This window comes from Paenibacillus sp. MSJ-34 (assembly GCF_018918005.1).
Lineage (GTDB): Bacteria > Bacillota > Bacilli > Paenibacillales > Paenibacillaceae > MSJ-34.
In genome coordinates this window covers 46,158-58,575 of the sequence record NZ_JAHLPR010000047.1, presented here as the reverse complement: position 1 = coordinate 58,575, position 12,418 = coordinate 46,158, and the positions used below count along the sequence as shown (strand labels likewise).

The 12,418-nt window shown below is 52.6% G+C and carries 8 protein-coding genes and 1 pseudogene; all 9 read left to right on the top strand.

The window, feature by feature from the left end; all coding sequences use genetic code 11:
• Positions 1-179 precede the first annotated feature (179 nt).
• Positions 180-1,412, top strand: a pseudogene (locus KQI79_RS21790) (family 8 glycosyl hydrolase); the annotation flags it as partial.
• Between the two features lie 33 nt (positions 1,413-1,445).
• Positions 1,446-2,009, top strand: coding sequence for a discoidin domain-containing protein (locus KQI79_RS27770; protein WP_230191491.1), 564 nt, complete (start codon positions 1,446-1,448; stop codon positions 2,007-2,009).
• Positions 2,010-2,183: 174 nt separating this feature from the next.
• Positions 2,184-4,496 carry an ATP-dependent DNA helicase gene (locus KQI79_RS21785; RefSeq protein ID WP_253298325.1) on the top strand — a complete coding sequence of 771 codons (2,313 nt, stop codon included), beginning with the start codon at positions 2,184-2,186 and terminating at the stop codon, positions 4,494-4,496.
• Positions 4,493-5,470 carry a sugar ABC transporter substrate-binding protein gene (locus KQI79_RS21780; RefSeq protein ID WP_216540412.1) on the top strand — a complete coding sequence of 326 codons (978 nt, stop codon included), beginning with the start codon at positions 4,493-4,495 and terminating at the stop codon, positions 5,468-5,470. The genes KQI79_RS21785 and KQI79_RS21780 overlap by 4 nt, the downstream gene beginning before the upstream one ends.
• Entirely contained in the window at positions 5,467-6,912 is a 1,446-nt protein-coding gene (locus tag KQI79_RS21775; protein ID WP_216540411.1) for a sensor histidine kinase, read from the top strand. Before KQI79_RS21780 ends, KQI79_RS21775 begins: the two co-directional genes overlap by 4 nt.
• Entirely contained in the window at positions 6,905-8,473 is a 1,569-nt protein-coding gene (locus KQI79_RS21770; protein WP_216540410.1) for a response regulator, read from the top strand. Before KQI79_RS21775 ends, KQI79_RS21770 begins: the two co-directional genes overlap by 8 nt.
• Positions 8,474-8,585: 112 nt before the next feature.
• The gene (xylF, locus tag KQI79_RS21765; protein ID WP_216540409.1) at positions 8,586-9,686 is read left to right on the top strand and encodes a D-xylose ABC transporter substrate-binding protein; all 1,101 of its coding nucleotides are present in this window, start codon (positions 8,586-8,588) and stop codon (positions 9,684-9,686) included.
• Between the two features lie 22 nt (positions 9,687-9,708).
• A complete protein-coding gene (locus tag KQI79_RS21760) occupies positions 9,709-11,226 on the top strand; it encodes a xylose ABC transporter ATP-binding protein (protein ID WP_216540408.1) in 1,518 nt (505 codons plus the stop codon).
• A gap of 4 nt (positions 11,227-11,230) precedes the next feature.
• Positions 11,231-12,415 (top strand): sugar ABC transporter permease, encoded by a 1,185-nt coding sequence (locus KQI79_RS21755; RefSeq protein WP_216540407.1) that lies wholly within the window; start codon positions 11,231-11,233, stop codon positions 12,413-12,415.
• The last annotated feature ends 3 nt before the right edge of the window (positions 12,416-12,418 follow it).

Below are 12,418 nucleotides of genomic sequence, written 5' to 3'. Positions count from 1 at the left end.
ATTCCGGAAAGTCCAGTCCCAAATTTATTTTTCAAAGATCAACTGGAAATTTTGAAGGCGGCCGCCAGTCCCCTAGGGGACTGGAAGTAAACTCAAAACTGCCTTCAAGAAATACTATATGAGGAGGAAATGATATGTATCGGACAAAAGTTGGACCGGCGAACAAGACGGCAAAAACGATGTTTCTGATTGCGCTTTGCATGGCTATGGTTGCGGTTACGCTCGGCATCCCGTCTTCCCTGGAGCGGAAAGCTTTCGCCGCGGGAGAAATGAAACCGTTTCCGCAGCAAGTGAGTTATCCTGGTATGATTAAGCCAAACCATGTTAGTCAGTCGGCGATGAATTCGGCAGTAGCATCGTATTACGATTATTGGAAAGCAACCTATTTGAAAAACAATTTATCCTCGTTGCCGGGCGGATACTACGTGAAAGGGAATATTACGGGGAACCCGGACGGCTATGCCGCGTTAGGATCTTCGGAAGGGCAAGGATATGGGATGGTCATTGTCGCGCTTATGGCCGGACATGACCCGAATGCCCAAACCATTTACGACGGCTTGTTCAAAACGGCCAGAGCTTATAAGAGCTCGATCAATTCCAATTTGATGGGTTGGGTGGTCGCGGATGCGAAAAGTGCCCAGGGGCATTTCAGTTCCGCTACCGACGGCGATATCGATATCGCTTATTCGTTAATTCTGGCTCATAACCAATGGGGATCGAACGGGGCGATCAATTATTTGGCGGAAGCGCAAAAAATGATTACGAACGGCATTAAAGCGAGCAATGTAACGACGAACAATCGGTTGAATCTTGGCGATTGGGATTCCAAAAGCGCGTTGAACACGCGTCCGTCCGATTGGATGCTAAGCCATTTGCGGGCCTTCTACGAGGTGACGAATGATCAAACCTGGCTCAATGTCATTAATAATCTCTATTCCGTCTACAATCAGTTCAGCGGCTCTTATTCCTCGACGACAGGTCTGATCTCGGACTTTGTCGTTGACAATCCGCCGAAGCCGGCGCCCGAATGGTATCTTAACGAATTTAAAGAAACGAACCAATACTATTACAACGCCAGCCGCGTTCCGCTTCGAATCGTGATGGATTATGCGATGTACGGGGATACGAGAGGCAAGACGATTTCCGATAAAATAGCGACATGGATTAAAGGGAAGACAGGCGGAACGCCAGCCAATATTAAAAACGGATATAAAATGGACGGCACCGCGATTGGAAATTACGCCACCGCCGTATTCGTTTCGCCGTTTATATCGGCAGGCACCGCCAGCAGCGGAAATCAGGCTTGGGTCAATGCCGGCTGGGACTGGATGAAGAATAAAAAAGAAGATTACTTCAGCGACAGCTACAATCTATTGAATATGTTATATCTTTCCGGCAACTGGTGGAAACCGGGCAGCGGCGGAGGAACGCCCGGCGGCGGAAATCTGGCGCTTGGCAAACCGGCCTATGCCAGTTCGATCGAAGGCACCGGATTTGAAGCGTCCAAAGCCGTCGACGGCAACGCCGCGACGAGATGGGCGAGCGCCGAAGGAAGCGACCCGCAATGGATCTATGTCGATCTCGGTTCGGTACGGAGCGTGAACAAGGTGAAACTGAACTGGGAAGCCGCTTACGCCAAAAATTACAAAATTCAAGTCTCGACGGACAGCGGCACGCCGGCGAATTGGACGGACGTCTATTCCACGACAAGCGGCGACGGAGGAATCGATGACATCAACTTTGCCGCCCGATCGGCCAGATACGTAAGAATGTACGGCACCGCCCGAGGAACGCCGTACGGCTATTCGCTCTATGAATTCGAAGTGTACGGTTCGGGCGGCGGCACGGCCGGGATGGATTCCGAACGGACGGAATTCCCGGATGTATCCGAATTCGTCGGAGAGCCCGGCGATATGACGGAAGAGGCGCCGGACAATAGTGCCGAGGATGCAACATCGGATTCCCAACCGGATGAACTTCCTATGGAAACTAACACAGGCGAAGAATAACATATTGATCGCTGCAAGCTCCGGTTTGCCGGGCGGCGTCTTCGTTCAAGAGAGTGTCCCGCTACGCATGGTCATGCGCGGGGCGCTCTCTTTACTAGCGAACATTCGTTTGGTATATTGGGGGATATGATCTCGACCATGTTATGCCGGTCGATGGCAGGAGGAGAACGGAGATTGGATACATGCAAAATACCTGTACGATCGCTGGTCGAATACGCGTACCGGAGCGGGGATATCGATTCGCGGTTTCGCACGGCCGGTTCGTTGACGGAGGGCACGAAGGCCCATCAGAAAATACAGGAGCAATACGGCGAACAAGACCGGAAAGAAGTATATCTTTCCGCGGAAATCCCTTATGGCGAGCATCTTCTGTTCGTTATCGACGGACGATGCGACGGGCTTCTTATCGAGGGCGACCGGATTGTCGTCGACGAAATCAAATCGACTTCCTCCGATATCCGTTCCATTAAGGAGGACTCCTATCCCGTCCACTGGGCGCAGGCCAATTGCTACGCCTACATGTACGCCAAGGAGCACCGTGCCGTAAGGATGACGGTCCAACTGACCTATGTACATATCGCGACGGAAGAAACGGTTCGATATTCGCGCGAAGCGGAATTTGCGGAACTGGAGCGGTTCGTGAGCGGTCTCGTTGCCCGCTATGCGCCCTATGCCGAGATGATGCAGCGCCACGAACGCGCCAAAATCGCCAGCATTGCGGAACTGGCTTTTCCGTTCGAATCGTATCGGAAAGGACAGCGCAAGCTTGCCGGGGCGGTATACACGGCGGTCGAACGCGGCTGCCAACTGTTCGCGAAAGCGCCGACCGGCATCGGCAAAACGATATCCACCCTGTTTCCCGCGGTCAAAGCGATCGGAAACGGGTTGCTGAATCGTCTGTTTTATTTGACGGCGAAGACGATGACGAGGACCGCCGCAGAAGAGGCGTTTTCCTTGATGCAGACGCAAGGGCTGCATATGCATGTTGTTACGATTACGGCCAAGGAGAAGATATGCTTCCAGGAGGAAATAAGATGCACGAAGGAAGATTGCGAGTATGCCGACGGCTATTACGACCGGATCAACGGCGCGTTATTGGATTTGCTGGCGCAAGAAACTTCCATCGGCCGGGAAACGATCGAACGTTACGCGCGCAAACATCGGGTTTGCCCGTTTGAATTTTCGCTGGATGCGGCCTATGCTTCTGATGCGGTCATCTGCGATTACAATTATATATTCGATCCGCGCGTATCCTTGAAGCGGTTGTTTGCGGAGCAGAAGAAACAGACGCTGCTTCTGATCGACGAAGCGCATAACTTGGTAGACCGGGCAAGAGACATGTTCTCCGCCCATTTGGACAAATCTGCGTTTCTATCGATTCAAAGGGAGTTTCAAACGGACAAAACGCCGCTCTATTACGCCGCCAAAGCGGTGAACGATCATTTTATCCTTTTGAGAAAACAAAGCGGCGGCGCATTTCAAACGGCGAAGGAAGCGCCGTCGGAGCTGCTCGCGCTGCTCGAGAACTTTGCCGTAGCAGCCGAAGGAGTGCTTATGTCCGCGTCCGCGCCGCCGAATCGGCAGTTGCTCGATCTATATTTTGCCGCCCAAGATTTTATAAGGATCGGGAAGCTGTACGAACAGTACAAGGAGCATTATATCACTTGGTTGTCATGCACAAGGAGCGAAGTATCGCTGCGGATGTATTGCCTGAATCCGGCCTTGCTGCTGCGGCAAACGGCCAAGAAATACCGCTCCGGCGTTTATTTCTCCGCGACGCTTGCGCCGCTGTCCTATTATATGGATATTCTCGGAGCCGCGCCGGACGATTACTCGATTTCCGTGCCTACGCCGTTCTCCCAAGAACAACTGGATGTCCGCATTATGCCGCTTTCTACGCGGTATCGCGACCGGGGGCGGTCGATCGGACCGCTTGTCCGGCTGCTGCAAGACTTGACATCGCGGCGTCCCGGCAATTACCTCGCGTTTTTCCCGTCTTATGCGTATATGAACGAAGTGTATGAAGCGTTTGCCGCACAGGGGAGCGAGGGAAGCGGTGTCCGTACGCTGCTGCAGCAAGACAAGATGGGGGAGGAGGAGCGGGAACGTTATTTATTTTCATTCAATGCGGAGAATGAAGATACGTTGATCGGGTTCGCCGTGATGGGCGGCATTTTTGCCGAAGGCGTCGATTTGGCCGGCGACCGTTTGAACGGAGTCGTTGTCGTCGGCGTCGGGCTGCCGCAGATCGGCCCGGAGCGGGATATCGTGATGGAATACAATAACGAAACGGGCCGGAACGGATACGATTACGCCTATGTCTATCCCGGCATGAATAAAGTGCTGCAAGCCGGCGGCAGATTGATCCGTTCCGAGCGCGACCGCGGCTTACTCGTCCTGGTTGACGACCGTTACTTGCAGCCGCGCTACCAGCGGCTGTTGCCGGAGGAGTGGAGGCATTACCGAATGATTGGGGGGAACGCATGAAAAAACTTTTTGTCGGTTCGCTGTATGCAGGCGGGTTGGCTGCCTTGCTCACGCTGGTCTATTTTACGATCAAAGTCGTGCAGAGCAGTCCCGAAATTTCTTTCGATTCCCGGCCGATCGATCCCGATATTTACCGAATCGTATTTATCTCGGGAGATTCGGGCAGCCCGTTTTGGAAAAGAGTAAAGGAAGGGGCGAGTTCCGCTGCGGACGAGAACGTTGCGGCGATCGAGTTTAAAGAAACATTCCAGGACGACGCAGGCGAATATTTGAAAAATATCGAAATGGCCATTTCTTCCCGAGTGGACGGCATTATCGTCCAAGGAACGGACGATCCGGAGTTTATTCGGATCGTGAATAAAGCGTTGCAGAAAGGGATCGCGGTCGTTACCGTCTTTACCGATGCTCCCGATAGTTTGCGCAAAACGTATGTCGGACCGAATCATTACGAGGAAGGTATCGTCATTGGGGAGCGTATAGCCTCCCGTATGGCGGGACAAGGGCAAATCGGGATCGTCTACGGCGTTGCCCCGACAAGCCATATTTCCTTGCGCAAAGATGGCCTCGAACAAGCGTTGGCCGGATACCCCGGCATTCGAATATTGGAAATTCCTCCTTCGGCTGCCGACAGCCGCCGCAGCTCCGCGGAGGAAACGAACGAACTGCTGAACCGATACCCGGAATGCAAAGTATTTATCGGATTGACCGCGGAGGCGGCAGGGGGAATCGTACAAGTGATCAAAGCAAGAGACAGAATCCGGAATTATTCGATTTATACCTTTGATGAAAATGCTGAAATTTTAGATTGGATCGACAAGGGAATCCTATCCGCCACGCTGCTCCAGCATCCCGAAGAAATCGGCTTCAAAAGCACGACGCTGATCCTTCGATGGTTGGAAGGCAAAGACAATCCGCTTGAGCGAAATTATTATACGCCCGTAGAAATGATAGAGCGAAAAGGTGCGGCTCCATGAAAACGATTCGCAAAAAGATCATGTTTTTGTCCGTTGTCATATGGCTCATCATTACCCTCGTGTGGCTGCTAATGATTTATTCCAACCAAAAGACAATCGAAAAATATAACGAAATATTGCAAAGATATATGTTGATTGAGCATGTCTCGCAATCGAGCCAAGCCTCCATCAATGCTCTCAACGAATACTTCGTCAACTCGGCCGAAGACTCCAAAAACCGTTATGCCGGCTTCAGCCGGGAATTGAAAGATGCGCAGAACAAACTGCTCGGATTAAGAAATCCGAATAACTACCTCTCCCTTATGAATTACGACCGCATGATCGCAAGCCAACTGGAATCGATGGATCTTGCCGTTTCTTTTTTTCATCACAAAACCGATGCAAAGGCTTCGTTCCACTTCGATGAGGCGGCGAAAACTTCCAAATATATATCGGAAACGACGCTTTCGTTAATCAGCGGGGAATTGACGACGTATGCCGATATTTACCCGCAAATGATTCAACAAAGCAATGATGTCAAAATGTTAAGTTTTGCGACGCTAGCGGCGACGACGTTTATCATTTTGTTGTTTTTTTATAAATTTTCCAACGATATCACGGAACCGATTCTAACGTTAACGGTGGCCGCCAGGGAGATTTCCCGCGGCAATTTCGAACGCAGCGTCGATATCCGCACCGACGACGAATTTCAGTTTCTTGCGAACACCTTTGACCGTATGAGGATCAATTTGAAAAATTTAATTGCTGAGATGCGGATTAAGGCGCAGGTGGAGCATGATTTGCAGGAACATAAATTGCTGCTGAAGGAAAGCGAACTGAGAAGCTTGCAAAGCCAAATCAATCCCCACTTTTTATTCAACACGCTAAACACGCTGGCGAAAAAGGCTTATTTGGAACAGGCGAGGGAAACGAGCGACTTGATCGTTTCGGTGTCGGACTTGCTTCGGTATCATTTGAAAAGTTTAGGTTCCCCGGCAACGCTCCGCCATGAGATCAAAGGGCTGGAAGATTATTTTGCCATTCAAAAAGCGCGGTTCGAAGAGAGGGTTCAATATTCGATCCAAGTCGATGAAGAATGCCTCTCTTTTCAAGTGCCGAGCCTTACGCTGCAGCCTTTTGTCGAAAATGCGTTCATTCATGCGATCGAGCCGTACGAAGAAGGAGGATCTATCGCCATTCGTATTCGAGACGAGGGGGCCAACATCCGCATTGAAATCGCCGATAACGGTCCGGGCATCCCCGACGATACCGTGCGATCGATCCTTGACGGCAACCGGCAAACGGAATATAAAGGGCATTCGACAGGCATCGGGATCGATAATGTCATCCGCCGTTTGCGATTATTTTACGGAATGAGCGACGTCATCCGAATCGGAAGCGATCACCGGGGGACGCGCATCCTATTGACATTGCCAAAAGAAGGGGGACATTCATTTGGTTAAAATTCTCATTGTCGACGACGAACGCGTGGAAAGAGAAGCGCTGAAAGATATATTGGAGCGGGGGATCGAAAATATCGACATCGTGGGAGAAGCGGATCATGGAAGGAAAGCCGTGCAATTGGCCGCAGAGCTTCAGCCGGACCTTATCTTAATGGATATTCAAATGCCGGGCACGGACGGATTGGCCGCCATCCGGGAGATTAGCGAGAACGATCCTTCCGTCCAGTTTATTATCGTCTCGGCTTACGATACGTTCGATTACGCCAGAACGGCTCTGCGAATGGGGGTCAAAGATTATTTGCTCAAGCCGAGCAAAACGGAAACGATTATCGAGACGGTCGGGCAAGCGATCGGGCGCATTAAGCGCGAAAAGGACGAGCAGCTCGCTCGGAGCAGGGAAAAGCTGCAATTGCAGAAGCTATTGCCTGTGGTTGAGGCGGATTTTGTCGCACAGGCGCTATTCGATCATGTCCACGAGGTTCATTTGGAAGAAATGATGCAATATTTCGGCATGCAAACTTTCCGGAAGATGTTCGTGATGGTATTGTTTCTAACCCCGCATCAACCGACGGAAGAAACGCGCCGCGAAAGCGAAAGGGCATATCGGCAGGTGAAGCTGTCCTTTCACCAATGCGCGAACGGTTGGATCGGGGCGATGTCGGGCCGACAAATTCCCATCATCGTCTGCTCTGATCAGAAACGGTCCTACCGGGCCCAAGCCGCATCGGTTGTTAGAAGCCTGCTCAATCTTTGTTCGCGCTTCGACCATGCCTTTGCCGCTTTTATCGGAGTCGGCGGCGAGTATTCTACTTTGCACGAACTCCCTCATTCGTATCGCGAGGCGATGCTTGCCTCCATTGATCTTGCGTTGCCTTCGCGGCACTGTTTCTATGAGCAACTGTCGCGTGACGGCTTCGCAGGGAGCGAAGCGCCGCTCGACACGGAGCAAACGATGCTGGAACAGTTGCAAGAGGGAAACGGGGAAGCGATTCAGCGAACCGTCGTCTCCTTCATCGACCGTTGCGAAGCTGCGGGCAAACCGATTGCCGAGACGCAGCAAAGGGCGCTCGGAATGCTGCTGTTCATTTCGCGGATGATGGTGGAGATGGGCGTTCCGGCCGCAACCCCTTTGTTTTCCTATCAGTCGGCCAATTACACGCAATTAAAAGCGGAAGCCCGTCTCGCCGCAGCCCAAATGCTCAAACCGTATATGGATATGAAAACGGACATGCCCCCCGATTTATTCCAAACGATCAAAGCGTATATCGTCGCAAATTCCCACAAACATATCACGCTGGAAGACGTCGCCGCGCATGTCCGTTTAAGCCCTTACTACGTAAGCAAATTATTCAAGGAGCAAAGCGGCGTCAATTACATCGATTTTATAACGGAATGCCGCATGAAGCATGCGAAACGGCTGATGGCCGATCCGGACAGAAACGTCAAAGAGATCGCCTTCGAGGTAGGGTATCACGACCCGAATTATTTCAGCAGAGTGTTTAAAAGAACGTTTCGGCTTTCTCCTACCGATTACAGAAAAAGTTTGTTTCCAAATCTCTAAAAAATGCTATTGATTGCAAAAAAGTGCTGCTCATTGTTTGTTGAAAGCGCTTAAATCTTTGCTACATTCATCTTGGAAGCAATGACTACCAAAAAGGAAGAGGGTTGAAAGCATGAAAAAAACTTGGAGACGGTTTGCGCCATTGTTTCTCGCGTTGGCGTTCGCGCTCGTCTTCTCCGCCTGCACGACCGGCACGAGCCAAACGAATGGCGGCAATGCCGAGGCGGGCGAAACGGTTGATCACAAGACGGAGAGCAGCGGCGGCAAAGACTCGAAAAAAATGAAAATCGGTTTTTCCATGGATACGCTGCAGGAGGAAAGATGGCAGCGCGACCGCGACTATTTAGTGGCGAAAGGGGAGGAGCTCGGGGCGGAAGTGCTGGTGCAGTCGGCCAACAGCGACGACGCCAAGCAGATCGCTCAAGCGGAAAACTTAATTAGCCAAGGCGTCGACATTTTGATTGTCGTTCCCCATAATGCGGACGCGGCGGCGGCGATCGTCGAGAAAGCGCATGCGGCCGGCATCAAGGTGATCGCATACGACCGCTTGATTACGAATTCCGATGTCGATCTGTATGTTTCGTTCGACAGCGTTCTGATTGGGGAACTGCAAGCGAAAACGGTGGTGGAGAAAGCTCCAAAAGGCAAATATGTCCTGATCGGAGGCGCGGACACCGATTATGCGGCCCATTTATACAAAAAGGGACAGATGAACATTCTGCAGCCGCTCGTCGATAAGGGAGATATTCAAATCGTATACGACCAATGGACGAAAGATTGGAATCCGGCCGTCGCTCTCGCCAATATGGAAAATGCGCTGACGGCTAACAACAATCAAATCGATGCGGTCATCGCCACCAACGACGGGACGGCGGGCGCCGTCATTCAGGCGCTGGCGGCGCAAAACCTTGCGGGCAAAATTCCGGTAAGCGGTCTGGACGCCGAACTGGCCGCCTGCCAAAGAGTCGTGGAAGGCACGCAATTGATGACCGTGTACACGTCGATTAAGGATATGGCGGAGACGGCTGCCGAAGTGGCGGTCAAGATGGCGCGCGGGGAACAAGTCGAAACCAATGCTACGGAAAACAACGGCAAAATCGACGTTCCTACCATCTTGCTCGAACCCGTTGCCGCGACCAAGGAAACGATGGACGCTACCGTGATCGCCGAAGGCTTTCATAAGCGGGAAGACGTATACAAGAACGTAAAATAAGTTCCCCGGGAGGTAGGGCGCGATGGCGATTGCCTTGGAGATGAAGCAAATTACGAAACAATTTCCCGGCGTGAAGGCGCTCAACCGCGTCTCGTTTCAGGTCGAGCAGGGCGAGATCCACGCTCTTGTCGGCGAGAACGGCGCGGGCAAGTCGACGCTGATGAAAGTGCTAAGCGGCTTGCACCCGGCCGGGACTTACGACGGGACGATCCGGATCCACGGCGAAGAGCGGCAGTTTCTTACCGTCAAAGACGCGGAGCAAGCGGGCATAGCGATTATATACCAGGAGCTTGCGCTCGCGAAGAACATGACCGTGGCGGAAAATATATTTCTCGGCAACGAACCGAAACGGTTCGGGATGGTGCATTGGGATCGCATCTATCAGGAGAGCGAACGCTGGCTGGAACAGGTCGGGCTTACGGGCGTAAAACCGGACGTCTTGACCGGCACGCTGGGGGTGGGCCAGCAGCAGCTTGTGGAAATCGCCAAAGCGCTGGCAAAGAAGGCGAATATTCTTATCCTGGACGAACCGACGGCCGCCTTAACCGAACATGAAGTGGACATTTTATTGAATATTTTGCGGGAGTTCAAAAAAAACGGCGTGACCTGCATCTACATATCCCACAAGTTGAACGAGGTATTCGGGATTGCCGACACGATCACCGTGCTGAGAGACGGGGAAACGGTGGCGACCCGTCCCGCCGGAGAACTGGACGAAAACAAGGTCATTTCGCTCATGGTCGGCAGGGAATTGAAGGAACGGTATGCATATGCCGCAACGGAGCCGGGCGAAACCGTATTATCCGTGCGCAATTACACCGTATGGAATCCGGAACAGCCCGGCAAGAAAGTGATCGATAACATCTCGTTCGATGTCAGGCGGGGAGAGATCGTCGGCATCGCCGGACTGATGGGGGCGGGCCGAACGGAGCTTGTCATGAGCTTGTTCGGCGCCTACGGCGCGAGAGCGGAAGGCACCGTGGAGATTGAGGGCAAGCAGGTCGATATTCGCGATACCGGGCAGGCGATCCGGGCGGGACTGTCGCTCGTTTCCGAAGACCGCAGAAAATACGGTTTGATCCTCGACATGGACATTCAGAACAATATCAGTCTGCCCAGTTTGCAGACGGTATCGTCGCTCGGCATCATCGATCACAACCGAGCGATCCGCAGCGCGGAGCATTACCGCCGTTCTTTGAAGATCAAAGCGGGTTCCGTTGAAACCGTTGTCGGCACGTTAAGCGGCGGCAACCAGCAGAAGGTGGTGCTCGGCAAATGGCTGATGACGAAGCCCAAACTGTTAATTCTGGACGAACCGACCCGGGGCATCGACGTCGGCGCGAAATATGAGATCTATCAGATTATGAACGAACTGGCGAGCGAAGGAGTGGGGATTTTGATGATTTCCTCCGAACTGCCGGAGGTGCTTGGCATGAGCCATCGCATCCTGGTGCTCTGCGAAGGGAAATGTACGGCCGAATTTACCCACGATCAAGCGACGCAGGAGAAAATCATGGAAGCCGCAACAGGAGGGAAGTGAGCAAATGAGTCTGCATGTGGAAACGGGAGAGCGGATCGGAACGGCGGAGAAACGCCGCTTGCAATGGTTCAAAATGGACGTCAGAGCGTATACGATGATCGGCGCATTGCTGGTGATTTGGATTTTGTTCACGCTTCTGAACGACAACTTTATTACGGCGCGCAATCTATCGAATTTATTTTTGCAGATGTCCGTGACATCGATTCTGGCGATCGGCATGGTACTGGTCATCGTATCGGGCAATATCGATCTGTCGGTCGGATCGATCGTCGGCTTTACCGGCGGCGTGGCGGCCATTCTCAATGTTTGGTACGGCTGGAATACGGTCCCCGTTCTTCTTGCCGTCATCGCGCTGGGAGCGGCGATCGGGTTGTTTCAAGGATGGTGGGTAGCTTTTCGCGGGGTTCCCGCCTTCATTGTCACGCTCGGGGGGATGCTGGTCTTTCGCGGGATGCTGCTCGGCATCAGCGGCAGCCAGACGGTCTCGCCTCTATCCCCCGGATTTAAAGCGATCGGCACGGCTTATGTCATGCCAGGCGTCGGCCTGGCGCTCGGCTTCATTGCGCTGGCGGTCGTCGTCTTCGCGATGCTTCGGCGCCGCAGTTCCCGGCAAAAGTACGGTTTTGAAGTAGAACCGGTGTCGTTGAACGCTGCCAAGATGTTGTTCTACGCTTTATTGATTCTCGGATTCGTTCTGCTGATGAATCGGTACCAAGGCATTCCGGTTCCTTTCGTGCTCGTCATATGCCTGGCGATCGTGTTTACGCTGATTACGAAAAATACGGTGTTCGGCAGACATGTATACGCGATCGGAGGCAATAAGGAAGCGGCCAGATTGTCGGGAATCAATATTAAAAGACGGGTGCTGCTTGTCTTTGTCCTGTGCAACACGCTTGCGGCGGTTTCCGGTTTGGTATTGACCGCGAGATTGAACGCGGCGACGATGAATGCCGGCACGATGTACGAATTGGACGCGATCGCCGCTTGCGTGATCGGCGGAACGAGCCTCGTTGGCGGAACGGGAACGATTGTAGGCGCCTTGATCGGCGCCTTGGTGATGGCGAGTCTGGACAACGGCATGAGCATTATGAATCTGGATTCCTATTGGCAGTTCATCGTGAAGGGCGGCATTCTGGTGCTTGCCGTATGGGTCGATTATTACAGCCGTCAACGCAAGAAGACGGAGTAGCGG

Bases quoted from the DNA above. Each gene is read 5' to 3' on its own strand.
- KQI79_RS21780 (WP_216540412.1), top strand. From the start codon at position 4,493: ATGAAAAAACTTTTTGTCGGTTCGCTGTATGCAGGCGGGTTGGCTGCC.
- KQI79_RS21775 (WP_216540411.1), top strand. From the start codon at position 5,467: ATGAAAACGATTCGCAAAAAGATCATGTTTTTGTCCGTTGTCATATGG.
- xylF (WP_216540409.1), top strand. From the start codon at position 8,586: ATGAAAAAAACTTGGAGACGGTTTGCGCCATTGTTTCTCGCGTTGGCG.
- KQI79_RS21760 (WP_216540408.1), top strand. From the start codon at position 9,709: ATGGCGATTGCCTTGGAGATGAAGCAAATTACGAAACAATTTCCCGGC.
- KQI79_RS21755 (WP_216540407.1), top strand. From the start codon at position 11,231: ATGAGTCTGCATGTGGAAACGGGAGAGCGGATCGGAACGGCGGAGAAA.